Source organism: Cyanobium sp. ATX 6F1 (assembly GCF_024346315.1).
Taxonomy (GTDB): Bacteria; Cyanobacteriota; Cyanobacteriia; order PCC-6307; family Cyanobiaceae; genus ATX-6F1.
Map to the genome: position 1 here is coordinate 18,322 of NZ_JAGQCS010000007.1, position 23,277 is coordinate 41,598.

Sequence of the window (23,277 nt, forward strand, 5' to 3'; positions counted from 1 at the left end):
CGGAGGGTTCCGGGTGAGAAGTGAGGGGAAATCTGTTGCTGAAGCTGGAGCGAAGCGCGCGGTGCGAAGCCTTGGCGTCAGGTAGGACGCAGGGCAGCCAGGGCGGTGGTCAGTCGGTCACGCACATCGCTTTCAGCGGAAACCAGCGGTAGGCGAGGGGCACCCACGGGCCAGCCCAACAGCTCGAGCGCCGCCTTCACCGGGATCGGGTTGGTGGTGCTGAACAGGGCCCGGGTCAGGGGCAGCAATTGATCGTGCAGGGCCAGGGCGGTGGTGTGGTCGCCGGCCAGGAAGGCGCTCACCAGCTGATGGATCTGGGGCCCCACCAGATGGCTGGCCACGCTCACAACGCCCACGGCGCCCACGGCCAGCATGGGCAGGGTGAGGGCGTCGTCGCCGCAGTAGATCGCCAGGCGGCTGCCGCAGTGCTGACGCAGCAGGCTGACCTCCTCGGTGCTGCCGCTGGCGGCCTTGAAGCTGACCACATTGGGCAGATCCAGCAGCAGGGCCGTGGTCTCGGGAGCCAGGCTGCAGCCGGTGCGGCCGGGGATGTTGTAAAGCATCAGCGGCAGCTGGGGCGCCGCTTCGGCAATGGCCCGGAAGTGGGCCGCCAGGCCCGCCTGGGGAGGCTTGTTGTAGTAGGGCACCACCACCAGGGCGCCATCGGCCCCCAGCTCAGCCGCCTGGGCCACAGCCTCGACCGCCTCGGCGGTGCAGTTGCTGCCGGTTCCCGCCAGCACCTTGACCTCGGCGGCCACAGCCCCCTTCACCGCCGCGAACAGGCGGTGCTGTTCGTCCCAGCTGAGGGTGGGCGATTCACCGGTGGTGCCGCAGACCACCAGGCCATCGGACCCTTGGGCGGTGAGGTGGCTCGCCAGCCGGGCCGCCAGCTCCAGATCGACGGAGCCATCGGTGGCGAAGGGGGTCACCATCGCCGTGAGCACCCGGCCGAAGGGTACGGGGCTGGCCGCCAATGGGCTCAAGCCACACCTCCTGCGGTCATCGCTGCGGCGCCGGTGGCCGCATCAAGGGGCGCTGGGGGGGGCGCTGAGGAGGTCGCTGGGGGGGAACGCAGCGCTTCGGCGATCTGGATCGCATTCAGGGCCGCGCCTTTGCGGATCTGATCGCCGCAGAGCCACAGCTCGAGCGCATGGGGATCGCTGAGGTCCTGGCGGATTCGACCCACCGCCACCAGATCCCGGCCGGTGACGTCGGTGGGCATGGGGAAGCGGTTGGTCTCGAAGTTCTCGATCAGCTCAACCCCCGGCGCCACCGCCAGCAGGGAGCGGGCCTCCTCCACCGGGAAGGGCTCACGGAACTGGATGTTCACCGCCTCGGAATGGGCCCGCAGCACCGGCACCCGCACACAGGTGGCCGACAGACGCAGATCGGGCAAGCCCATGATCTTGCGGGTCTCGTTGAGCATCTTCAGTTCCTCCTCGCAGTAGCCATTGGCCTGCAGAGGGGAGTTGTGCAGGAAGAGGTTGAAGGCCAGGGAGTGGGGCAGCACCGTGCTCACCGGTTCACCCCCTTCGAGCACGGTGCGGCTGAGCTCCCGCAGCTCCTCCATCGCCCGGGCCCCGGCGCCGCTGGCGGACTGATAGGTGCTGACCACAACCCGCTCGATCGGCCTGCGGGCAGCCAGAGGGGCCAGGGCCAACGTGAGCAGGATCGTGGTGCAGTTGGGGTTGGCGATGATGCCGCTGTGCTCGAAAGCGGCCTCGGGGTTCACCTCCGGCACCACCAGGGGCACGGCGGGATCGAGGCGGAAGGCGCTGGAGTTGTCGATCACCACGGCACCGGCCGCGGCCGCCAGGGGAGCCCACTGCTTCGACACCGAGCCGCCGGCGGAGGCCAGCACCAGATCCATCCCCTCGAAGGCGGCGGCGCTCACCGGCTGAACCGTGAGGGTCTGACCGTTCCATTCGACCGTCTGGCCGGCGGAGCGGGGAGAAGCGAGCAGGATCAGCTCGGCCACCGGAAAGTGGCGCTCGCTCAGCAGGGCAAGCAACTCCTGACCCACCGCTCCTGTGGCGCCGAGCACGACGACGCGGAGGGGGCGCTCAGGCAGGGATCGGGAGTGAGCGGTAACGGACAACGGGGTGAAACAGCGACATCAAGACGAAACCAGCCCGAAGCACCAGGAAGGCAGAGCTGAATGGGATGGCCGGAGTGGAGCGGTTGGGATTGGGTCGGGGGGTGGCGGAAGCGGACGAAAGGTGGTGAAAGCTGGAATCAGGGAAGGTCGCTGGGGGAGATGCCGGCCCGGCGTAGAACTTCAAGTTGACTGTGATCAACAATACGTGGCCGTGCGTCCCTTGGCGAGAGGGCCGCTTTCTAGGATCACAGGCTGCCCCGCCGATCCCCTGCGTCCATGAGCACCGCCTTGAAGGTCAAAACCAGCCCCAGGCCCGCCAGCCGGGTGGCGCTGGAGGTGGCCATCCCTGCCGGCCGCAGCCAGGCCAGCTATGACGCGGCCGTGGAGAAACTCAGCCGCACGGTGCGTCTGCCGGGTTTCCGCAAGGGCAAGGTGCCCCGCCCCGTGCTGCTGCAGCAGATCGGCCCCCTGCGCGTGCGCGCCACCGCCCTCGAAGAGCTGGTGGACAGCGTCTGGCGGGACGCCCTGGCCCAGGAGAAAATCGAAGCCCTCGGCAGTCCGGAGCTGAGCGAAGGCTTCGACACCCTGCTGGCGCGCTTCAACCCCGGCGAGGAGCTCACCCTCACCCTCGAGCTCGATGTGGAGCCCACCCCGACGCTGCGCGCCACCAAAGGGCTGGTGGCCGAAGCCGAGGCGGTGGCCTATGACCCGGCCCGGGTGGATGAACTGATCGAGCAGTCCCGCAAGCAGCTGGCCACCCTGGTGCCCCTGGAGGGCCGCGCCGCCGCCAGCGGCGATGTGGCGGTGGTCAATTTCACCGGCACCTTCGCTGACAGCGGCGAAGCCATCAGCGGTGGCAGCGGCGAGGCCCTGGAGGTGGAGCTGGAGGAAGGCCGCATGATCCCCGGTTTCGTGGAGGGGATCCTGGGTCAGGCCATCGGCGAGACCCGCACGATCAGCTGCACCTTCCCCGAGGAGTACGCCCAGGAGGAGGCCCGCGGCCGCGGGGCCTCGTTCGAGATCACCCTCACCGAACTCAAGGGCCGGGAACTGCCGGCCCTTGATGACGCCTTCGCCCAGCAGGCCAGCGACAAAACCACCCTGGCCGAGCTGCGCGCCGACCTGGAGACCCGGCTGCGGGAGGACGCCGAGCGCCGGGCCAAGGGCAACCGCCACGACGCCCTGCTCAAGGCCCTGGTGGTGGAGCTGGAGGTGGAGCTGCCCGAGACCTTGATCCAGCAGGAAATCCGCTCCCTGCTCGAGCAGACCGCGAGCCAGATCGCCCAGCAGGGCATGGACATCAAGAAACTGTTCACCCCTGAGCTGGTGCGCAGCCTGCAGGAGACCTCCCGGCCCGAGGCCGAGGAACGCCTGCGCCGCAGCCTGGCCCTCAAGGCCCTGGCCGCCGCCGAATCGATCGCCCTCGAGCCCCAGGAGATCGACGCCAAGGTCAAGGAGCTGAGCCAGGGCTTCAGCGACAGCGCCAACATCGACCCGGTCCGCCTGAGGGAAGCGGTGAGCGAAGACCTGCTGCGGGACAAGCTGCTGGGCTGGTTGGAAACCCACAGCACCGTGAGCGAAAAGGCCCCCGCCAGCGACGCTGACAGCGCTGATGAGGCTGGGGAAAAGCCCGCCAAGGCCAAGGCCAAAGCCAAGGGCAAAGCCGACAAGGGCGACCAATCCGAACAGGCCGGCAAGGCCAAAGCGGCCGAGGGCTGAGTCGTCCCACCGGCTCTCCCCGTCCAGTGGCGCCGAATAGATTGAATTCACTCCCCTTCCCCCCTGCCGGCGCACGCGTGATCCAGGCTTTTCAATCCCACCCGATCTCGAACCGCTGGCAGGGGCCTCGGCCGGTGTCGTCCCCCGGGATCCTTCCCACGGTGGTGGAGCAATCCGGCCGCGGTGATCGCGCCTTCGACATCTATTCCCGCCTGCTGCGGGAGCGCATCATCTTCCTGGGCACCGACATCAATGACGGGGTCGCCGATTCGCTGGTGGCCCAGCTGCTGTTCCTCGAAGCCGAGGACCCGGAAAAGGACATTCAGATCTACATCAACTCCCCCGGGGGCTCGGTGACCTCGGGGCTGGCCATCTACGACACCATGCAGCAGGTGGCCCCGGATGTGGTCACCATCTGTTACGGCCTGGCGGCCAGCATGGGGGCCTTCCTGCTCTCCGGCGGTACCAAGGGCAAGCGCCTGGCCCTGCCCAATGCCCGAATCATGATCCACCAGCCCCTGGGTGGGGCCCAGGGCCAGGCCGTCGACATCGAGATCCAGGCCAAGGAGATCCTGTTCCTCAAGGACACCCTCAACGGCCTGATGGCCGAGCACACGGGCCAGCCGCTCGACAAGATCACCGAAGACACTGACCGGGACTACTTTCTTTCTCCTGCGGAGGCGGTTGAATACGGCCTGATTGATCGTGTGATGGTGGAAGCCCATCCGGTCTGATCCCGAATCAACCGAGCCGAGCCGACTCCCGCGGCTGATTCATTCCCCCAGGGCCTCCCCCCTCCACTCAGAACGCAACATCCCGCGCGATGGCCAAGTTCGACGCCCATCTCAAGTGCTCGTTCTGCGGCAAGTCCCAGGAGCAGGTGCGCAAGCTGATCGCCGGGCCTGGGGTCTACATCTGCGACGAGTGCATCGATCTCTGCAACGAGATCCTTGACGAGGAGCTGGTGGAAACCCAGGGCAGTTCCTCCCGCACGGCGCTGGAAGGTTCGCGCAAGGCGCCCGCCAAGAAGAGTTCCAAACCAGCCCCCACCCTGGCCACGGTCCCCAAACCACAGGAGATCAAGGCCTTCCTGGATCAGCAGGTGGTGGGCCAGGAGGAGGCCAAGAAGGTGCTGGCGGTGGCGGTCTACAACCACTACAAACGCCTGGCCTGGCAGGGCGATGGCCAGGGAGAAACCGACCGCAGCGCCACCCGCCTGCACAAGTCGAACATCCTGCTGATTGGCCCAACGGGCTGCGGCAAGACCCTGCTGGCGCAGACCTTGGCGGAACTGCTCGATGTGCCGTTTGCGGTGGCGGATGCCACCACCCTCACCGAGGCCGGCTACGTCGGTGAAGACGTCGAGAACATCCTGCTGCGGCTCCTGCAGAAGGCCGATCTGGATGTGGAACAGGCCCAGCGGGGGATCATCTACATCGATGAGATCGACAAGATCGCCCGCAAGAGCGAGAACGCCTCGATCACCCGTGATGTGTCGGGCGAAGGGGTGCAGCAGGCCCTGCTCAAGATGCTGGAGGGTACCGTGGCCAACGTGCCGCCCCAGGGGGGCCGCAAGCACCCCTACCAGGACTGCATCCAGATCGACACCAGTCAGATCCTGTTCATCTGTGGAGGTGCCTTCGTCGGCCTCGATGAGGTGGTGCAGAAGCGCCTCGGCCGAAACTCGATCGGCTTTCTGCCCACCGATGGTCGTGGCCGCACCCGCAGCAGCCGCGAGCACCTGGCGGCCCATGCCCTGCGCCACCTGGAACCCGACGATCTGGTGCGCTACGGCCTGATTCCCGAATTCATCGGCCGCCTTCCGGTGAGCGCCGTGCTCGAACCCCTCGATACCCGCGCCCTCAAGGCGATCCTCACCGAACCCCGCGATGCCCTGGTCAAGCAATTCCAGACGCTGCTGAGCATGGACAACGTCCAGCTGGAGTTCGAACCCGAGGCGGTGGAGGCCATTGCCAAGGAGGCCCACCGCCGGCGCACCGGCGCCCGGGCCCTGCGCGGCATCGTCGAGGAACTGATGCTCGATCTGATGTACGACCTTCCCTCCAACCAGGACATGAAGACCTTCACCGTCACCCAGGAACTGGTGGAGCAGCGCACCAAAGCCAAGGTGCTGCCCCTCGCCCCTGGCGACCGTGACGCCCAGGCCTCAGCCTGAGCCTGAGCCTGAGCCTGGCGGGAACGGCAATCCCCACCCCACCGGCCCTGGGGCCTTGGGCCCGTCAGGGCGAAGCTGAGAGCACCCCATTCCCCGCTTAAGCCTTGGCCGCCGCCGACCACCTGCAGGCCCCGCGCCAGCACGGTCTGTTCAACCACCACGGCATCGATCTGGGAGATGGCACCGTGGCCCATTACCTGGAAGGGCGCCAGATTCTGCGCAGCCCGGTGGAGGAGTTCAGCCGCGGCCAGCCTCTGATCGTGGTGCCCTACGCCGAAGCCTCCCCCCCCGGGGTGACCCTGCGGCGGGCCATGGGGAGACTCGGGGAGCAGCGCTACAACCTGCTGTTCAACAACTGTGAGCACTTCGCGATCTGGTGCAAGACCGGTCGACACCGCAGCCCCCAGGTGGAGGACTGGCTCCACACCGGCAGCCTCGGTGCCCTGGCCATCGGCCAGTTCATGCCCGCGGCCCTGATCGCCGCGGTGCGACTGCTGCTGCGCCAGGGGCTCAACCTCGATGGCGAACAGCTGGAGCGGGGTCGGGCGTTGGCCCTGCGCAGCCTCGAGCAGCTGGATGCCCTGCGGCTGATGTTGCAGGAGCGGCTGGAGAAGGAACTGGCCCAGGCGGAGACCTGGTGGGGAGGGGGCCAGGCCTCGGTCAACGAGGGGCTGCTGCGGGCGGCCCGCAGCCTGGCCGACCAGCTCACCACCGTGGAGGAACTGGAGGGGAAGCTCAACCGGCTGCTGGAGGCCGGCAAGCCTGAGTAATCTCAGGTCCATGGCCACCCCAGGGACAGACCGATGACCCAGGCCAGTCCTTATCAGCCCCTGCACCACAAGTACAGACCCCAGAGGTTCGACCAGCTGGTGGGGCAGGAGGCGATCGCGGCCACCCTCACCCAGGCGCTGCAGCAGAACCGAATCGCGCCGGCCTACCTGTTCAGCGGTCCGCGCGGCACCGGCAAGACCTCCAGTGCCCGGATCCTCGCCCGCTCGCTCAATTGCCTGGCCAGCGAAGGGCCGACCGCGGAGCCCTGCGGCAGCTGTTCCCTCTGCACCTCCATCGCCGCCGGCAATGCCCTTGATGTGATCGAGATCGACGCGGCCTCCAACACCGGTGTCGACAACATCCGAGAGCTGATCGAGCGTTCCCGCTTCGCGCCGGTGCAGGCCCGCTGGAAGGTCTACGTGATCGACGAATGTCACATGCTCTCCACGGCGGCCTTCAACGCCCTGCTCAAGACCCTGGAGGAGCCGCCACCGCGGGTGGTGTTCGTGCTGGCCACCACCGACCCCCAGCGGGTGCTGCCCACGATTCTGTCGCGCTGCCAGCGCTTCGATTTCCGCCGCATTCCCCTGGAGGCCCTGGAGACCCACCTGCGCTTCATCGCTGGGGCCGAATCCATCGGCATCACACCCGAGGCCCTGCACGTGGTGTCCCAGCGGGCCCAGGGGGGACTGCGGGATGCCGAAAGCCTGCTGGATCAACTGAGCCTGCTGCCGGCACCGATCGAAGCTGTGGCCGTGTGGGATCTGCTGGGGGCCGTGCCCGAGCAGGACCTGCTGGAACTGGCGGAGTCCCTGGCGACGGGTGAGCCCCTGGGGGTGATCGAAGCCACCCGCCGGCTGCTAGAGCGGGGACGGGAGCCCGGCGCCGTGCTCCAGGGCCTGGCGGGGTTGCTGCGGGATCTCGTCCTGGCGCGGGTGGCCCCTGAGCGCCCCGAATTGAGCAGCTTCTCGCCCCAGTTCAGGCCGCGGTTGGCACCCCTGGCCGCCGCCATCGACCCCGATCGGCTGCTGCGCTGGCAAAGCCAGCTCAAGGGCAGCGAGCAGCAACTGCGTCAAAGCGTGCAGCCCCGGCTGTGGCTGGAAGTGCTGCTGCTGGGGCTGCTGGCGGAACCGGCAGCGGCCAGTGCTTCGGCCACGGCCACCAAGGTGCCAGCGACTGCAACGGCAGCCGCTCCGGTGCGAATGGACGTGCGCGCCGCCAATCAGCCGGCGGCACCTGCACGAGTGGCACCTGCACCAGTGGCAACTGTGCCAGCGGCACCAGAGCCAGCGGCCGAGGCCGAACCCCCGCCAGTCCCGAAGATCGCCACCCCCCCTCCAGCGAGCGGCGAGATCCCCCTGAGCGAGCTCTGGCAACAGATGCTGGCCGCCCTGGAGCTGCCGTCAACGCGCATGTTGCTCTCCCAGCAGGCCGAGCTAGTGCGGCTGGATGGTCAGCGGGCCGTGGTGCGGGTGGCGACCACCTGGATGGCGATGGTGCAGAGCCGTCTTCCTCTGCTGGAGAAGGCGGTGGCCACCACCCTGGGGAGCCCCCGCCAACTGGTTCTGGAGGGGGCCGCTCCGGCAACCGTGCCCGCCTCGGCGATGCCTGCTGCTGCTCAGCCCCCGGCCCAGGCCAGCCCCCAACCTTCTCCCCCTGTACGACAGGCGCAAACGGCAGCTGTTCCGATCTTGCCCATCCCGAGCCCCCCAGCGCATGATCGGGCCGGGGCGGCAACCCCGGCGCCTGAGGCCGCTGCCAACGCAGGGCAGCAGCTCGCCCCTGGTGGCGCACAGACGCGCAATCCACTGGATGAAAACGCCCGCCGACTGGCGGAATTCTTCAACGGAGAGGTTGTGGAGCTGGATGGCCCCCTGGAGGATGGGGAAGCGGCCTGAGAACGTTCAGGACCAGAAGTTTTCCAGATCGAGATCTTCGATCTGCTGCTTGGCTTCGCGGAAAAATGTGCTGCTGGTCAGCTTCTCGACATCCTGTTGTTTCTTGCCCTGATCGATCTCGACCTTAAGTTCGCGCAACTGACGCTCCAGGGATTCCTCGCGCAACTTGCGATCGGTCACATCCCGCGCAATGCCCTCCAGATAGAGCGTCTTGCCGGCCGCATCCTTCACCAGCCGAGCATCCAGTTCGAGCCAGATGCTGTCGCCGTCCTCCCGTAGGGTCGAATACACGAAATCGGTCAAGGTACCATCGCGCTTCAGCCGCTCCTGAAGTTCAGTGACCACCTCAGGATTCTGAAAGAACTGAGTATTGACATCCTTCACAGACGCCAGCATCTCCTTGGTGGAGTGGTATCCGTAGATGTCCGCAAGGGCGGGATTAGCGCGCAGCAGGCGACCCTCAACACTGGACTGGAAGATGCCATCTTGAGCATTCTCGAAGATGCTGCGAAAGTTCTCCTCCGCCAAGGTGAGCTCAAGGTTCGATTGCTCCAGCGCCGTGAACGATGCCTGCAGCTGGTGGGTCATGTTGTTGAAGGAGCCCGCCAGCTGATCGATCTCGATAATCACGCTTGGATCAACTGTCTGATTGAGGTCTCCAGCCGCAAGCCGCCTGGCTGCCTGGGAAATCTTTTCAATTGGATTGGTGACCCACTGGGAGGAAGCCAGGCCAAGAAACACCGCAAACACCAACGAACCAACGCAAAGGAAGATGGTGGTCTTGGAGTTGGCCTCAATCTGGCCCATGAAATCAGCTTCAGGTGTGACCACCATCAGCAGCCACTGCAAACCCTTGCCATCTTCAAGCGGTGAAACCCTCATCAATTCCCTGTCGCCATCTAGCTTGAACTCGTATTGATGGCTCTCGTAAACGCGACTGTAGCTTCCCAAATTCTCGTTGATGACACCCATGGCGCCCCTGAGCATGGGATCGGTGGACTCACTGGCGAGCAGACGCTGTCGTTGGTCCCCTTTTCCTACGATCAGGGGCTGGTTGGGTGAAGACGAGGCGATCAGCTCACCCGTGCGCTCAAAGATGTAGACCTTGCTATTGCGGCTGACCTTCAAGGAGCGAAGAAATTGGCTGATCTGATCCAAGCTGATCTGAGTATTAAAAATCCCAAGTAGCTTGCCGCCCGGGCCAAAGTAAGGAGAAACGGCATTTAACTGAAGATTGTCATAACCAAAATTGACCGTAACAGGCCCCCAGGTGGGGCGACGGGCAGCAACTGCGGCCTTGAACAAGGGAGAGTCCTTGGCATCAAAGTTAGAGCGAACCTTCTCCACATCTGCTGGATTGCCGGAGCGATCCAGCCCGTAATAAACCAGATCTCCCGAACCTGGCTTGAGTTGAAGAGCTAGCTGTGGATCCTCATCGGAAGCAAAGCGATTGTTGGCCCAACCAATACGGATGAAGCGACCCTCACGGTCAACCAGACCTGAGTAACCGATATCGTTGAAGGCATTGACCTGCTTCCAGAGGAAGGGGCGGGCCGCATCAATGTTGTCAAATCTGATCAACCCCAGGCTGGCAGCATTCGCATTCAGCGCATTGACGCGGTGGGGAGTGTTGAGAAAATTAGTGACCCGCACCAAAACTTGTTTGGAGATCGAGTCCTGGAGCTGCGCCGCCAATTCATTGACCGCCCGCTGGCTATGGCGAAACGACAGAAAGCCAACCAGACCCACCGTGGCCACAGTCTGCAAGACAAAAGGAACCACCAAGTAGGTGCGGAGGTTCAGGCGAAAGGCTTGAAAACTCAATGCCTTGTACCAGCTGGACTTAGGTTCTAGGTGGTTCTGGGTGGTCATGCCATTAGCAGCCGTGGCCTTTGCCTATCGTTTGGTCTACTACAGCCGCACTTAAAGCTTCGGTATACAGGCATGCGCATGGACCAATGTCTATCCAACTGCCACTGCCTCAACTGAGACCAAACCAGGTGTCAACAGCAAAAGAACCCATGACCATGGTGAGTCGCCCCACGCAGCATGGACGTGCCGTAACTTACCAGCCAAGGGAGTCATGGTCTCCATTCATCCAGGTGACAAGGTCGTGCTTGGGTGTGGCCGTGTTGAACATATGCAGGCCAAAATCCCGTGAAATCTCCTCACAAACCTTGATCCCTCGGGTGCTGTTGCCCTTGGCATCGAGGGGCGGAGAATAGATGCCGATACCCAGCTTGCCTGAGGCCACCGCCGTGATCCCACCGGCGACCCCACTCTTGGCTGGAATGCCCACCCGGTAGGCCCATTCTCCCGAGGCATCGTACATGCCACAGGTGAGCATCAAACTAATCACATCTTGTACATAGCGTTCTTCGATGGCTCGAATGCCCGTGACGGGGTTCACACCGCCGTTGGCCAGGGTCGCTGACATCATGGCCAAATCCTTGGCGTTGACCAACATGGAGCATTGCTGAAAGTAAAGATCCAGCGTTTCATCAATCTTCTCGCTGACCATGGAGAAGTTCAGCATCAGAAAAGCCATGGCCCGATTGCGATGACCGGTCTCTTTTTCCGAAAGAAACACGGGGACATTAATGTCATGGGCACGGCCGGTGTAGCGCCCGAACATCTCGAGGATGCGCTTGAGGCGCTCGGTGCCGTTGCGACCCTTGATCAGATCTGTGGTAGCGATCGCCCCGGAATTAACCATGGGGTTGTAGGGGCGATTGGTCGCCTCATCAAGAATGATCGAGTTGAAGGCTTCACCCGTGGGCTCCATGCCCACTTTGCTATTCACATACTTGCGACCGTGATCTTCAAGAGCAAGACCAAAAACGAAGGCTTTTGAAATTGACTGGATCGTAAAAGTTTTATCGCAGTCTCCAACTTCGAAGGTCTGACCATCCGTGCTGACCACGCAAATCCCAAATGAATCGGCGCTGGCTAACGCAAGCTCAGGAATGTAATCAGCTACCCTGCCTTTCTTGAGGCCGCGATGCTTATTATAAAGATCATTGAGATAACTCCTGAAAGGGGAGGCCACCGCATTGATCGAGCTGGCGAGTGTAACAAAACTCCTTAGATCTGTCATGACTCAACTACCTTCCATGATGGACTTGGCAACGAGCTTGAACTCCTGAGTCAATGGGTGATCAGGATACTTGACGCAGAAAACACCCTCACTGGCCAAGCGGGCAAAGTCTTCAGAAAGAGGAAAGACTCCAGCCACCGCTTCGCCATAGGTTTCTGCCACTTTGGCTCGCAATGCATCCAGATTCAGTCCACTGTGGGCCTTATTGATGGCCAGCAATAAACGTCGGACCTTCAGCTGCCTAGCCACATCGACGGTGACCGCAGTTCCTTGGTAATCCTGTTTGTCAGGGCGCAGAATCAGCAGCAGTACATGGGAGATGGCAATCGAAAGGAAGGTTTCCTTGGAAAGCCCTGGGTGGGTATCGATGAACAGGAAATCAAGCTTGAGCTCTCGAACGAGATTCCTGAATCCGTCGTTCATCTTGCTCACATCATAGCCCACCTGAAGAATGCGTGAAATGTCATCGGGCTTCACACTGGAGGGAACCAGGAAGATCTGACCTGGAAGCTCGATGCCCACCTTGGCGCTGACATCGTAAGCAGCCTCTGCAATGGACGCTTCATCCCAGAGGAAATCATTCAGCGTTTTGCCTATTTCATCTTGCTCAAGGCAGAACAGGTTGTGAATACCTGGCGAGGGCACATCGGTATCAATCACGCCAACTCGAAAACCCTGAGCCGCAACAGTCGTAGCCAGATTAGCCGTGAAATTCGACTTCCCGGTGCCCCCGCGGTAGGAATGAACGGAGACGACTTTTGGCATTGCCACCCTTGAGTTCAGAAACAACTAAGCGTTGCCCGACCCCCTTGCGGTAACGAGCGCTACCAAGAATGCCGGCCTGGTCGGCGGAGGCTCCCCAGGTGTCCAAATGGTTCGGCCATTGGATCACGAATCGTTCAGTCTTGGGGACGGTTGCAACCATTACCATCGTTTGGGCCCTCAGCCTGCGATGAAAGGCGTGGCTGAGCCCCTAGCGCGCCCATGGATCCTTCTCGTGCCCTTGCCGCTGTCGCCCTGGCCTCCGTCGCCTGGGATGGGGTGATGGGCAGCGCTGGAGCCCGCGCCCTGCGCCACTCCCTCGACTACCGCTCCCCCTACCGGGAACGCAGCGACCAGGAGATGATCGCCCTGATGAACGATTTGCTCCTGAGCCTCAAGGCACAAGGTGCCGAAGCCCTGTTGCTGGAGGCTGGCGCCGCCTTGGATGGGCCCCAACGGCTGACCGCCTTCGCCATGGCGACGGAGATCATGCGCTCGGACGGTCCCCTGGTGGAGGAAGAACAGCGCATTCTCGACCACCTGTCGGAGGCTTTGGAACTGAGCGCTGACGAAACAAGCACAATCATGGAGGTGATGAACATCCTCCACGCGAGTCTTTAGGAGCCCAGGCCAGAGGCTGGCCGCGGCCCCAATTTCAGGAGGCCTGGGTGCTCAGATCGCTTTCGGGCAGGGTGCCCAGATGCAGGGTCTTGGCCCAGACCAGTCGCTTGGGCAGCACCGCCATGCGCAGGCACACCCAGGGAATGACCACGAACCAGTGGAGCAGGTAAAGCATGACCAGGGCGAGGGAGGCCGGATTGGCCTCGGGCAGGGGCGGGCCCTCGCTGCTCCGCTGGCAGGCCTGAAGAATCGCCACCCCCGAGAGGCCGAGGACCACCAGGGACAGGGGCCAGAAGGCCGGCAGGGTGCGCGTCACAAGGGACGCGGCCAGGTCCGCCACCGCCACCACCGGCAGCACGTATTGCAACAGGAAAAAGCTGCTGAGATCGAGCTTGCCGGAGAGGCTGACGCGGCCGGAGACCAGGCCTGGCCAGTAATCGAAGAAGCGCTGCAGACCCCCTTCGGCCCAACGCTGGCGTTGTCGCCAGAGGGCCCGGAGACTGAGAACGGCCTCCTCCTGCACCGGTGGGTCCCAGAGCACGCCGATCGAACGGCCGGCGAGCAACAGCCTGAAACTGAGGTCCAGATCGTCGGTGACGGTGGCCTCGTTGAATCCGCCGCAGGCCTGGATCGCCTCTCTGAGAAGCAATTGGCCGTTCCCCCGCAGTTCAGCGATGCCGCCGCCATCAAGGCGGCCCTGCTGCACCACCGCATCAAGGGCCATCTCCATCGCCTGCGCCCGGGCGAGCAGGTTGACCTCACCGTTGACCACGGCCTTGCGCAGTTGCACCGCTGACCAAACACCTTGCTCGGCAAAGGGGATCAACCGCTCGAGCACATCGCTCTGAAGCTGGGCATCGGCATCGAGCACCAACATCCAGCGGCTCTTGAGCTGGGCCAGCACGGTGTTGAGGGCACCGGATTTACCCCCCCCCGCCTCGCGGTTGCGGCGCACCAGATGCAAAAAGGGATGCTCCCGCCTGAGCTCCTCGAGCAGTTCCGGGGTGCGGTCCTCACTGCCGTCATCGACCACCCAGAGCTGCAACCGACCGGCGGGGTATCGGAGCTGGGCGATGCGCTCCACCAGACGACCAATCACCGCCTCCTCATCGCGGGCCGCCACCACCACATCGACGGACGGCAACGCTGCGTCCCCATCAAGGTTCGACGGGGGCTGGGCGGCCTCGGTCTCACCCTGGCGGCGGCGGGCCCCCAGGAGCACCGTGCGGAAGCTGTAGATCCCGAGCAACAGGGTCAAGGTGAGCGCCGGCAGAACGCTGCGGCCCCCGCTGAGGCCATGGGGCGCCACCCCGGCCGCCACGCAGGCGATCAGGAACACCGAAGCCTTGACCCGTCGGCGATCGGTCCCCGTGCTGCCGTTCACGGCCATGGCCGACCCAAAAGTTGAGGAAGTTTAGGGGCCGCGGTTTAGGGATCCAGCAGAAGGCCCTGGAGGCTCTCAAGCTTGGTGCCGGAGTAATAGTGCTGAAGGATCCGGCCTGAAGGCCAGCCCCGCCGGGCCAGATCCATGGCCCCGGCCTGGGAGAGCCCAGCTCCATGGCCGAAGCCGCCCCCCACGAAGCTCCAGCGGCCCGGGCCATCCGGCGCCACCACAAACAGGGTGCTGGGCAGCCGGCGGAAGGCGCGCCGGATCGCATCGAAGCGCAGCACCACCCGGCCCGCGGTCCCCTGCATCTGCAGGGCAAGCACGCGACCGCTGGCCCCCCGCTCCAGCACGGTCAGCCGTTGGGGCACGCCGAGGGCAGCGGCCTGGGGACCGAGGGCCGCTCTGATTCGATCCCGGTCCAGGGAGCGCCGCCAACGGAACAGCGGGTGATCGCTGCCGTAGGCCGCGCCACCTTCTTGAAGCAGCTGGCGGAGGCGGGCAGGTTCACTGAGGGGCACGGCGAAGCTGCGCTCGAAAGGAGCTGGACCATCGGGTCGGGTCTGCAGATAGGGCAGTGGGGCGCCCCCCCAGGCCTCCTCGAACCCGGCCGCCACCCCGCCATTGCTGGCGTGGTACACCGCATGGATGGGCTGCCCCTGCCAGATCAGCACCTGGAATCGAGTGGCCGCAATCGCCTGGCGCACAGCCGCGCCCGCCTGGCGGGGATCGGCGTAGACCTGGCATTGGGTATCGGCGCAGAGGTGGTACCCATCCACCCTGAAACGCTGACGGTTGCGCAGGGCCCAGGTGCGGGCCAGCACCGCCTGGGCCTGGAGGGCGGCGGCGGGAGCCTCGGCGCCGATCTCATGGGGCAACACCCCCAGGAGGTAACGCTCCAGTGGGACCTGCTCGATCAGGCTCCAGCTGCCATAGGCATCGCTCTGGAGCCGAAACGGCCCCTGGTAGAGCCCACCGGCCCAGCGCAGCCCTGATGGCGCGCTCAGCCGCAGGGGGCCCTCCAGGGTCCTCAGGCCCAACGACTCCCGAACGGCGAGCACCAGCCGCTCCGTGATCCGGGCCCGCTGCTGACGAGCAGCCAGCCGGCTGCCCCCAAGGGTCGGTGGCAGCGCATCCGGGCCGCCCCAGACCTCCCAGTCGCCAGGTTTGGCGATCACGGGGCTGATTCCCTGTTGGCGCCAGGCCTCGGCCACCTGCTCGGCGCGCTCGTAGCTGGGGAACGGACCCAGCACCGTGCGCTGGAGGTTGAGGGGTTCCTTGAGGGGAACCCGCCGCCAGAGCAACCCCAGGCTGGAGCCCCGCAGCTGGCGACCCGAGGCCTCTGTGAGCGTCAGTGGGCCCGATGGACTCACCAGGGTCAACGGGGGCGCCGCTGCGGGATCGCTGTCCGGCCTGGGGCCCAGGTGGGCCGCCAGCGCGACCCAGAGCACCGGCTCGGTGCGGCTCAGCGCCGGCGGGGCAGGCACCGGCCAATGCAGCAGCGAGCTGGCACGACAGCCCTGGGCCAGCAGCAGCAAACCCCCCAGGGCCGCTCCGCCCAGGAGCGCGGTCCCCTGGATCGGGCGCCGCAGATTGAGCATCAGGGACGAAGACATCGACGAACGGGCGCCAGGGAGTTGGCGGAAGGCTGGTCCGCGTCGTAGTTTGCTTGTTTGTGCCCGACCACGAGCCATGCCCAAGCTGAAGACCCGCAAAGCTGCCGCCAAGCGGTTCAAGGCGACAGGCACCGGGAAGTTCATGCGCCGTCGCGCCTTCCTGAACCATCTGCTCGATCACAAGAGTCCCAAGCGCAAGCGCTACCTGGGCACCATGGCCGTCGTCGACGAGCGCGATGCCGACAACGTGCGGGCGATGTTGCCCTACAGCCGCTGAGCCCCAGCTGCGCTCCGTTTCCATTCCTTTACTGAACTCCCATGGCCCGCGTCAAAAGGGGCAACGTTGCCCGTAAACGCCGTAACAAGATCCTTCGCCTGGCCCGTGGCTTCCGGGGCGGCAATGGTTCGCTGTTCCGCACGGCCAACCAGCGGGTGATGAAAGCCCTCTGCAATGCCTACCGCGACCGTCGCCGGCGCAAGCGCGACTTCCGCCGCCTCTGGATTGCCCGCATCAACGCCGCCGCCCGCCTCAACGGCCTCAGCTACAGCCGCCTGATTGGCGGGCTCAAGAAGGCCGATGTGCAGCTGAACCGCAAGATGCTCGCTCAACTCGCCGTCATCGATCCCAGCAGCTTCAGCAACGTGGTCAGCGCCGCCAAGGGCTGACCATCCTCTCGATAGGCCCGATGGATCGGCTCCTTCCCCAGGCCTACCTCCTAGGTCTGGTCGTTCTGCTCGCTGGGGCGGCCGTCCTGGTCGGCCTGCAGATCCTGCGGGTGCGTAAGGACGAGCAGTCCCTGGTCCGTCTGGAGGGCAAGAGCAAGGCCAGCGCCACCGACGCGGCTGATTTCTATGAGCTGGCCTCTGTGCAGTTGCGCAAACGCCTCTACCCCCAGGCGGCGGCCAACCTCAAGCTGGCTGCGAAACGGGCCGAAGGGGAGCCCCCCGAAGCCCAGGCCGTGATCCAGAACGCCCTCGGCTTCGCCCTGGCCGCCCAGAGCAACTACGCCGCTGCGATCAAGCACTACCGCTCCGCCCTGCGCTCGAAGCCCAACTACCCCGTGGCCCTCAACAACCTGGCCTACGCCCTGGAAAACCAGCGCCAGAACGAGGAAGCCAAGGCCATCTACGAGCAGGTGCTTCAACTCGATGACACCAACAAAACCGCCCGCAAGCGACTCAAGGGACTTGAGCGCAGGCAGGGTGTTCCCCTCGCCCCCTTGAGCGCAAAGGAGGGCCTGGGCGTGGGCGGCGACCCTAAAAGAAAAGCCTGAACCGTTGGGCGATCGCCCCTTGGGCTAAGGCCTCACCAGAGGCCCCGGACGGGGACCGCCTTGCGAATCACCGGCCTCGGAGCAGGGGGTCGGAGGTCGAGCACACCGCCTGGGTGGGTCAGGCGCGGGGCATTCCAGCCGGCCAGATACACGCCCTGCAGGCCTTGAAAGGCCCCGCCGAGTTCGAGGGCGGAGTCTGGGTTGCCTTCGAGGGGAAGTAGATCCAATTGATCCGACTTGGCGTTGAAGTTGCCCTGCACCGGCATAGTGACGCCGGCGACGGTGAGTTCACCGCGCAGGTCGAGCATCTGTCCCATCGGCACCACCGAAGCGAGCCGCAACTCCGCCGGCACCACCCGACCATCGATGAACGATTGGTAGGTGCCCGTCCAGGTGCGGGGAATGCTGAGCGCCAGGTCCTGGGCCCGCGCCACAGGATCGAAGGTTTCCACCGGCCCCAGTTCCGACTGGAAGGCCGAAATCGCCGCCATCGGGGCCACGGCCGGCGCATTGAACGGCACCACACTGCCCACGGGAAGGGGGACGGCGGCCAGCAGCACGGGCATGGCAAAACAGATTCAGTTATTCCCAGGCTAAGAGCTGTGGCGCCAAAAGGAATCCCCGGGCAGTACGTTCGCAGCATGGCCCCCTTTGCCGATCCCAGCTCCCCCATCGATCCCAGCCGTCCCGACCCCAGCAACTTCGGCAGCGCTCACGCTCCTGCCGCTGGCGCCCCGGGCGAGGACGAGGTCCTTGTGATCGGGGGCCGGCGATTCTCGAGCCGGTTGATGACCGGCACCGGCAAGTACCCCAGCCTTGAGGTGATGCAGGCCAGCCTTGAGGCCAGCGCCTGCTCGATCGTCACCGTGGCGGTGCGCCGGGTGCAGGCCGCGGCCGCCGGCCACCAGGGCCTGATCGAGGCCATTGATTGGAGCCGGTTCTGGATGCTGCCGAACACCGCCGGCTGCGCCACCGCCGAGGAGGCCGTGCGGGTGGCCCGGCTCGGCCGCGAGCTGGCCAAGCTCGCCGGCCAGGAGGACAACAGCTTCGTGAAGCTGGAGGTGATTCCCGACAGCCGCCACCTGCTCCCGGACCCCTTCGGCACCCTGGAGGCCGCTGAGCGCCTGGTGGCCGAGGGCTTCACGGTGTTGCCCTACATCAACGCCGATCCGCTGCTGGCCAAGCGGCTGGAGGATGTGGGCTGCGCCACCGTGATGCCCCTGGGGTCGCCGATCGGCTCGGGGCAGGGCATCCGCAACGCCGCCAACATCGGCCTGATCATCGAAAATGCCCAGGTGCCCGTGGTGGTGGACGCAGGCATCGGCGTTCCCAGTGAGGCCGCCCAGGCGATGGAGCTGGGGGCCGATGCCTTGCTGATCAACAGCGCCATCGCCCTGGCGGGAGATCCCGCCGCCATGGCTCGGGCCATGGCCCTGGCCACCCTGGCTGGCCGTACCGCCTTTCGAGCCGGCCGCCTGCCGGTACGCCCCGACGCCAGACCCAGTTCACCCGTCCAGGGCAGGGTGGGTCAGCAGCCATGGGCCGAGCAGCCATGAAGTTTCCTGCCCACTTGGCTTTGGCGCGAACGGACGCTGCCTAGGGCGATCGGCGGGGGACGCTGGCGGCACTGATGGTGGCCCTGGCCTTCAAGCTGAGCTGAGCCCGGCAGCGTCACGGGCATCACCCGTTGCGGCGGAATGCCTGTAGTAGCTTCGATTCAATGAGCACGCGCTCGTTCTTGAGGAGTCAAGGGTGAAGGTTCTCGTACTTGGCGGAGACGGCTTCTGCGGTTGGCCCTGTGCGGTGAATCTCGCCGATACGGGACACGACGTGGTGATCGTCGACAACCTGAGCCGGCGCAAGATCGACATCGATCTCGGGGTCGAATCGCTCACCCCGATCGCCACCATCCACGACCGCCTCAGGGCCTGGCGTGAGGGGGGTGGCCGGCCGATCGAATTCGTCTCGATCGACATCGCCCGCAACTACGCCCGCTTGCTGGACCTGCTCCGCAACGAGCAACCCGAGGCGATTGTCCACTTCGCCGAGCAGCGGGCCGCCCCCTACTCGATGAAGACGAGCACCACCAAGCGCTACACCGTCGACAACAACGTCAGCGGCACCAATAACCTGCTCTGCGCCATCGTCGAGAGCGGCATCCAAACCCACATCGTCCACCTGGGAACGATGGGGGTCTACGGCTACGGCTCCCACCGGGGCGCCACCATCCCCGAGGGGTACCTCACCGTCGAGGTGCCCCAGCCCGATGGCAGCCGCTTCACAGAGAAGATCCTGCACCCCACCGATCCCGGCAGCGTCTATCACCTCACCAAGACGCTGGATCAACTGCTCTTTTACTACTACAACAAAAACGACGGCATCCAGGTCACCGACCTGCACCAGGGCATCGTCTGGGGCACCAACACGGACCTCACCGACAAGGAACTTCGTCTGGTCAACCGCTTCGACTACGACGGCGACTACGGCACCGTGCTGAACCGCTTCCTGATCCAGGCGGCCATCGGCTATCCGCTCACGGTCCATGGCACCGGCGGCCAGACCCGGGCCTTCATCCACATCCGCGATTCGGTCAAGTGCGTGCAACTGGCGGTCGAAACCCCGCCCCAACCAGGCGACAAGGTGCGGATCTTCAACCAGATGACCGAGAGCCACCAGGTGAAGAGCCTGGCCGAAAAGGTGGCCCATCTCACCGGTGCCAAGATCAACTACCTGCCCAACCCCCGCAAGGAGGCGATCGAAAACGATCTGATCGTCGATAATCGCTGTCTGATCGATCTCGGACTCAAGCCCACCACCCTCGATGAGGGGCTCTTGTCGGAAGTGGTGGATGTGGCCCGCCGCTGGGCCGACCGCTGCGACCGCTCCAGAATTCCCTGTGTCTCCGCCTGGACCACCACCCAGGCCGCTTCGCTCCAAGCCACGGTCTGAGTCACGGTCCATCCCCCTGCGCGGCAAGTGTGAAGATCGCCCTGTTCACCGAGACCTTCCTGCCCAAGGTCGACGGCATCGTCACCCGCCTGACCAAGACGATCGAGCACCTGGTGGTTGCTGGCGACGAGGTGCTGGTCTTCTGCCCGGAAGGCGCGCCCGACCATTTCATGGGGGCCCGGGTGGAGGGGGTGCCGGCGATTCCCCTGCCGATGTATCCCGAGCTGAAACTGGCCCTGCCCAGCCTGGCGGTGTCCGGTGCCCTCGACGCCTTCAAGCCCGATCTGGTGCATGTGGTCAACCCTGCGGTGCTGGGGCTCGGCGGCATCTACATGGCCCGCACCCGTCAGCTGCCCCTGGTGGCCAGCTACCACACCCACCTGCCCAAATACCTGGAGCACTACGGCGTCGGTCTGCTGGAGCCGGTTCTCTGGGAACTGCTCAAGGCCGCCCACAACCAGGCCCAGCTGAATCTCTGCACCTCCTCGGCCATGGTGGAGGAACTGAGCGATCGGGGCATCCTCCACACCGCCCTCTGGCAACGGGGGGTCGACACCGAGCTGTTCCGTCCCCAGCTCCGTTCGGAGGCCATGCGCCGGCAGCTGCTGGGCCCCCACGACGATCAGAACGCCCTGTTGCTCTACGTGGGCCGCCTGTCAGCGGAAAAGCAGATCGAGCGCATCCGCCCCGTGCTCGATGCCCTGCCCCACGCCAGGCTGGCCCTGGTGGGCGATGGGCCCCACCGCCAGCAGCTGGAGAAGGTGTTCGCCGGCAGTGCCACCCATTTTGTCGGTTACCTGGGGGGCGAGGAGCTGGCCGCGGCCTACGCCAGCGCCGATGCCTTCCTGTTCCCCTCCAGCACCGAAACCCTGGGGCTGGTGCTGCTGGAGGCGATGGCCGCCGGCTGTCCGGTGGTGGGAGCCAACCGCGGCGGTGTCCCCGACATCGTCACCGATGGGGTCAACGGTTGCCTCTACGACCCGGATCAGCCCAGCAGCCTCACCGAGGCCACCGAACGGCTGCTGGGAAACCCCAATCAGCGGGAAACCTTGCGCCAGGCGGCCCGCAGCGAGGCCGAACGCTGGGGCTGGGCCGGTGCCACCGCTCAGCTGCGCCGCTTCTACCAGCAACTGCACAACCACCACCGGCCCCAGCTGCAGCTGGTGGCCTGATCACTTGCCCGGCGCCCGGCTGCCGCTGTTCGCCGCTTCCTTGAACCAGGTGGTCATCAGCGCCTTCACCATCGGAGCCGCCACCGTGCCACCGAAGCCGCCGGAGTTTTCCCCGAAGGCCACGATCACCAGGGTGGGCTTGCCGGCCGGGGCGTAGCCACCGAACCAGGCGTGATCAGGCCGGGGGGGGTCCTCACCGGTGCCGGTCTTGCCGGCAACGGGCGGCAGGCTGGGGTCGTTGAGGATCGTGGCGGTGCCAGCGGTGACCACCATGCGCAGGCCCTTGCGCAGGGCCCGCAGGGTCCCGGGCTTGAGGCCGATCCACTGACGCGGGTACTCGGCCTCCACCAGATGGGGCGTCACCAGCCAGCCACCATTGGCCACGGCGGCATACAAACGGGCCATCTGGATCGGTGTGACCTGCAGGGCCCCCTGACCGATGGCGGAGGTGATCGTGTCCACAGCGGCCCATTCCTCGCCGAGCACCTTCATCTTCCAGGCCCGATCGCCGAGCAGGCCTGGGGTCTCCTCTTCCGTCAGCTCAATGCCGGTGAGGCTGCCATACCCCATGCGCCGGGCGGCCTTGAACAGCTCGGCGTCCTTGACCGTCAGGCCCACCCGGTAAAAAAAACTGTTGCTGCTCACCGCCAGGGCCATCGGAAAACCGATCGCGCCGAAGCTGCCGTGGTCCTTGTAGCAGAGGCCATCCCAACAGAACGAGTTGGAGGTCGGCACGGTGGAGTTCTCGTTGAACAACCCCGACTCGATGCCCGCGATCGTGGTGACGATCTTGAAGGTGCTGGCCGGTGGGAAGCCCTGGTACGCCCGGTTCAGCATCGGCGACTCAGGGCGGTTGAGGTCGTTCCATTGGGCCGTGGTGGGTCCGGGCGAAAAGACGTTGGGATCGAAACTCGGCCGGCTGGCCATGGCGCGGACCGCGCCGGTCTGGGGATCGAGGGCCACGATCGCCCCCTTGCGCACGCCATCAAGGGCCCGTTCCGCCGCCTTCTGCAGCTCCAGATCGAGGGTCAGCCGCAGATCCTTGCCGGATCGGGCCTGCTTGTCCCCCAGCACCCGCTGCACTTGGCCTTCGGCATTCACCTCCAGCTGCTGACCGCCCCATTCACCCCGCAGGTGCGGCTCGAACACCCGCTCCAGCCCACTGCGGCCGATGCGGTCCTGGACGCGGTAGCCCTTGGGCTCCAGGCGCTCGTACTCCTGTTCGGTGATGCCGCTGGTGTAGCCCAGGACATGGGCAGCGAGGCGGCCGAAGGGATAGGCCCGCAGATAGTCCACATCCACTTCAGCCCCTTCGAGGTTGCTGGCCTGTTCCCGGAAGCGCAGCACCTGAAGGGGCTTGAGCGGGCCGGCCAACTCGATCCGGTAGCCGGAACCGGAGCCGGCGGCGCGGCGCTTCCGGTCCAGCTGAGCCGGGGAAAGCGTCAGCAGGCGCGCCAGGCGATCCCGCAGCTGCGGCCAGTCAGCCTCGCTGACCAGCCGTGGCTGCAGGTAGAGGTTGTAGGTGAGGCGGCTTGTGGCCAGCACCTGGCCATTGCGGTCGAGCAGCCTCCCGCGCATGGGATTGCGCGGCACCAGGCGAATGCGGTTCTGATCAGCCATCACCCGGTTCTCGGCGCCATGGATGAGTTGCAGCCAGGCCAGCCGTGCCCCCATGGCGGCGCAAAGCGTGAGCACAAGAGCCAGCAGCACCGCGGGCTGCTGGCGCATGCCGGCGTGGCG

The 23,277-nt window shown here is 65.3% G+C and carries 21 protein-coding genes; 12 read left to right on the top strand and 9 right to left on the bottom strand.

Annotation, left to right across the window (positions count from 1 at the left end):
* Positions 1-77 precede the first annotated feature (77 nt).
* Both dapA and KBZ13_RS11195 read right to left on the bottom strand, forming a co-directional pair.
* A complete protein-coding gene (gene dapA, locus KBZ13_RS11190) occupies positions 78-983 on the bottom strand; it encodes a 4-hydroxy-tetrahydrodipicolinate synthase (RefSeq protein ID WP_255009181.1) in 906 nt (301 codons plus the stop codon).
* Positions 980-2,044: an aspartate-semialdehyde dehydrogenase gene (locus tag KBZ13_RS11195; protein WP_409995649.1), complete on the bottom strand. Its 1,065-nt coding sequence runs from the start codon at positions 2,042-2,044 to the stop codon at positions 980-982. The genes dapA and KBZ13_RS11195 overlap by 4 nt, the downstream gene beginning before the upstream one ends.
* 330 nt (positions 2,045-2,374) lie before the next feature.
* Here KBZ13_RS11195 and tig point away from each other — a divergent pair, with 330 nt between their 5' ends.
* The 5 genes from tig (at position 2,375) to KBZ13_RS11220 (ending at position 8,662) form a co-directional block, all read left to right on the top strand.
* Entirely contained in the window at positions 2,375-3,817 is a 1,443-nt protein-coding gene (tig, locus tag KBZ13_RS11200; protein WP_255009191.1) for a trigger factor, read from the top strand.
* A gap of 77 nt (positions 3,818-3,894) precedes the next feature.
* Positions 3,895-4,551 carry an ATP-dependent Clp endopeptidase proteolytic subunit ClpP gene (gene clpP, locus KBZ13_RS11205; RefSeq protein ID WP_315859627.1) on the top strand — a complete coding sequence of 219 codons (657 nt, stop codon included), beginning with the start codon at positions 3,895-3,897 and terminating at the stop codon, positions 4,549-4,551.
* An 89-nt stretch (positions 4,552-4,640) separates the two neighbouring features.
* Positions 4,641-5,993 carry an ATP-dependent protease ATP-binding subunit ClpX gene (clpX, locus tag KBZ13_RS11210; RefSeq protein WP_255009193.1) on the top strand — a complete coding sequence of 451 codons (1,353 nt, stop codon included), beginning with the start codon at positions 4,641-4,643 and terminating at the stop codon, positions 5,991-5,993.
* Positions 5,994-6,097: 104 nt separating this feature from the next.
* Positions 6,098-6,763: a lecithin retinol acyltransferase family protein gene (locus tag KBZ13_RS11215; protein ID WP_255009195.1), complete on the top strand. Its 666-nt coding sequence runs from the start codon at positions 6,098-6,100 to the stop codon at positions 6,761-6,763.
* Between the two features lie 33 nt (positions 6,764-6,796).
* Positions 6,797-8,662 (top strand): DNA polymerase III subunit gamma/tau, encoded by a 1,866-nt coding sequence (locus KBZ13_RS11220; RefSeq protein ID WP_255009197.1) that lies wholly within the window; start codon positions 6,797-6,799, stop codon positions 8,660-8,662.
* Positions 8,663-8,668: 6 nt separating this feature from the next.
* On the opposite strand, the gene KBZ13_RS11225 is transcribed toward KBZ13_RS11220, so the two are convergent.
* The 3 genes from KBZ13_RS11225 to KBZ13_RS11235 all read right to left on the bottom strand — a co-directional run bounded on the left by KBZ13_RS11225 (position 8,669) and on the right by KBZ13_RS11235 (position 12,524).
* Positions 8,669-10,534: a PAS domain S-box protein gene (locus KBZ13_RS11225; protein ID WP_255009199.1), complete on the bottom strand. Its 1,866-nt coding sequence runs from the start codon at positions 10,532-10,534 to the stop codon at positions 8,669-8,671.
* A 193-nt stretch (positions 10,535-10,727) separates the two neighbouring features.
* Positions 10,728-11,759 carry a glutaminase A gene (gene glsA / locus KBZ13_RS11230; RefSeq protein WP_255009200.1) on the bottom strand — a complete coding sequence of 344 codons (1,032 nt, stop codon included), beginning with the start codon at positions 11,757-11,759 and terminating at the stop codon, positions 10,728-10,730.
* A gap of 3 nt (positions 11,760-11,762) precedes the next feature.
* Positions 11,763-12,524, bottom strand: coding sequence for a MinD/ParA family protein (locus KBZ13_RS11235; RefSeq protein ID WP_255009202.1), 762 nt, complete (start codon positions 12,522-12,524; stop codon positions 11,763-11,765).
* A 219-nt stretch (positions 12,525-12,743) separates the two neighbouring features.
* On the opposite strand from KBZ13_RS11235, the gene KBZ13_RS11240 reads away from it, so the two are divergent.
* Positions 12,744-13,142 carry a tellurite resistance TerB family protein gene (locus KBZ13_RS11240; protein ID WP_255009203.1) on the top strand — a complete coding sequence of 133 codons (399 nt, stop codon included), beginning with the start codon at positions 12,744-12,746 and terminating at the stop codon, positions 13,140-13,142.
* Between the two features lie 34 nt (positions 13,143-13,176).
* On the opposite strand, the gene KBZ13_RS11245 is transcribed toward KBZ13_RS11240, so the two are convergent.
* Both KBZ13_RS11245 and KBZ13_RS11250 read right to left on the bottom strand, forming a co-directional pair.
* A complete protein-coding gene (locus tag KBZ13_RS11245) occupies positions 13,177-14,532 on the bottom strand; it encodes a glycosyltransferase (protein ID WP_255009204.1) in 1,356 nt (451 codons plus the stop codon).
* Between the two features lie 38 nt (positions 14,533-14,570).
* Positions 14,571-16,142: a SpoIID/LytB domain-containing protein gene (locus KBZ13_RS11250; protein WP_255009205.1), complete on the bottom strand. Its 1,572-nt coding sequence runs from the start codon at positions 16,140-16,142 to the stop codon at positions 14,571-14,573.
* A gap of 76 nt (positions 16,143-16,218) precedes the next feature.
* Between KBZ13_RS11250 and rpmI the strand changes: the two genes are divergently transcribed.
* From rpmI to KBZ13_RS11265, 3 genes are read left to right on the top strand one after another with little or no spacing between them, the layout of a single operon-like run.
* Positions 16,219-16,419, top strand: coding sequence for a 50S ribosomal protein L35 (gene rpmI, locus KBZ13_RS11255; protein WP_255009206.1), 201 nt, complete (start codon positions 16,219-16,221; stop codon positions 16,417-16,419).
* A gap of 41 nt (positions 16,420-16,460) precedes the next feature.
* Positions 16,461-16,808 carry a 50S ribosomal protein L20 gene (gene rplT, locus KBZ13_RS11260; RefSeq protein ID WP_255009207.1) on the top strand — a complete coding sequence of 116 codons (348 nt, stop codon included), beginning with the start codon at positions 16,461-16,463 and terminating at the stop codon, positions 16,806-16,808.
* Positions 16,809-16,828: 20 nt separating this feature from the next.
* A complete protein-coding gene (locus KBZ13_RS11265; RefSeq protein ID WP_255009208.1) occupies positions 16,829-17,416 on the top strand; it encodes a tetratricopeptide repeat protein in 588 nt (195 codons plus the stop codon).
* Between the two features lie 32 nt (positions 17,417-17,448).
* On the opposite strand, the gene KBZ13_RS11270 is transcribed toward KBZ13_RS11265, so the two are convergent.
* Positions 17,449-17,982, bottom strand: coding sequence for a hypothetical protein (locus KBZ13_RS11270; protein ID WP_255009209.1), 534 nt, complete (start codon positions 17,980-17,982; stop codon positions 17,449-17,451).
* Between the two features lie 75 nt (positions 17,983-18,057).
* On the opposite strand from KBZ13_RS11270, the gene KBZ13_RS11275 reads away from it, so the two are divergent.
* The 3 genes from KBZ13_RS11275 to KBZ13_RS11285 all read left to right on the top strand — a co-directional run bounded on the left by KBZ13_RS11275 (position 18,058) and on the right by KBZ13_RS11285 (position 21,537).
* Entirely contained in the window at positions 18,058-18,972 is a 915-nt protein-coding gene (locus tag KBZ13_RS11275) for a thiazole synthase (RefSeq protein ID WP_255009211.1), read from the top strand.
* Between the two features lie 196 nt (positions 18,973-19,168).
* Positions 19,169-20,365 carry an NAD-dependent epimerase/dehydratase family protein gene (locus KBZ13_RS11280; RefSeq protein WP_255009213.1) on the top strand — a complete coding sequence of 399 codons (1,197 nt, stop codon included), beginning with the start codon at positions 19,169-19,171 and terminating at the stop codon, positions 20,363-20,365.
* 29 nt (positions 20,366-20,394) lie between these two features.
* The gene (locus tag KBZ13_RS11285) at positions 20,395-21,537 is read left to right on the top strand and encodes a glycosyltransferase family 4 protein (protein ID WP_255009214.1); all 1,143 of its coding nucleotides are present in this window, start codon (positions 20,395-20,397) and stop codon (positions 21,535-21,537) included.
* Here KBZ13_RS11285 and mrdA read toward each other — a convergent pair whose 3' ends face one another.
* Positions 21,538-23,265 (bottom strand): penicillin-binding protein 2, encoded by a 1,728-nt coding sequence (mrdA, locus tag KBZ13_RS11290; RefSeq protein ID WP_409995651.1) that lies wholly within the window; start codon positions 23,263-23,265, stop codon positions 21,538-21,540.
* Between the last annotated feature and the right edge of the window lie 12 nt (positions 23,266-23,277).

What these genes read in the sequence shown, in the direction of transcription:
- tig (WP_255009191.1), top strand. Translation starts at nt 2,375, where the DNA reads ATGAGCACCGCCTTGAAGGTCAAAACCAGCCCCAGGCCCGCCAGCCGG.
- clpX (WP_255009193.1), top strand. Translation starts at nt 4,641, where the DNA reads ATGGCCAAGTTCGACGCCCATCTCAAGTGCTCGTTCTGCGGCAAGTCC.
- KBZ13_RS11220 (WP_255009197.1), top strand. Translation starts at nt 6,797, where the DNA reads ATGACCCAGGCCAGTCCTTATCAGCCCCTGCACCACAAGTACAGACCC.
- KBZ13_RS11225 (WP_255009199.1), bottom strand. Translation starts at nt 10,534, where the DNA reads ATGACCACCCAGAACCACCTAGAACCTAAGTCCAGCTGGTACAAGGCA.
- glsA (WP_255009200.1), bottom strand. Translation starts at nt 11,759, where the DNA reads ATGACAGATCTAAGGAGTTTTGTTACACTCGCCAGCTCGATCAATGCG.
- KBZ13_RS11235 (WP_255009202.1), bottom strand. Translation starts at nt 12,524, where the DNA reads ATGCCAAAAGTCGTCTCCGTTCATTCCTACCGCGGGGGCACCGGGAAG.
- KBZ13_RS11240 (WP_255009203.1), top strand. Translation starts at nt 12,744, where the DNA reads ATGGATCCTTCTCGTGCCCTTGCCGCTGTCGCCCTGGCCTCCGTCGCC.
- KBZ13_RS11245 (WP_255009204.1), bottom strand. Translation starts at nt 14,532, where the DNA reads ATGGCCGTGAACGGCAGCACGGGGACCGATCGCCGACGGGTCAAGGCT.
- KBZ13_RS11250 (WP_255009205.1), bottom strand. Translation starts at nt 16,142, where the DNA reads ATGTCTTCGTCCCTGATGCTCAATCTGCGGCGCCCGATCCAGGGGACC.
- rpmI (WP_255009206.1), top strand. Translation starts at nt 16,219, where the DNA reads ATGCCCAAGCTGAAGACCCGCAAAGCTGCCGCCAAGCGGTTCAAGGCG.
- rplT (WP_255009207.1), top strand. Translation starts at nt 16,461, where the DNA reads ATGGCCCGCGTCAAAAGGGGCAACGTTGCCCGTAAACGCCGTAACAAG.
- KBZ13_RS11265 (WP_255009208.1), top strand. Translation starts at nt 16,829, where the DNA reads ATGGATCGGCTCCTTCCCCAGGCCTACCTCCTAGGTCTGGTCGTTCTG.
- KBZ13_RS11270 (WP_255009209.1), bottom strand. Translation starts at nt 17,982, where the DNA reads ATGCCCGTGCTGCTGGCCGCCGTCCCCCTTCCCGTGGGCAGTGTGGTG.
- KBZ13_RS11275 (WP_255009211.1), top strand. Translation starts at nt 18,058, where the DNA reads ATGGCCCCCTTTGCCGATCCCAGCTCCCCCATCGATCCCAGCCGTCCC.
- mrdA (WP_409995651.1), bottom strand. Translation starts at nt 23,265, where the DNA reads ATGCGCCAGCAGCCCGCGGTGCTGCTGGCTCTTGTGCTCACGCTTTGC.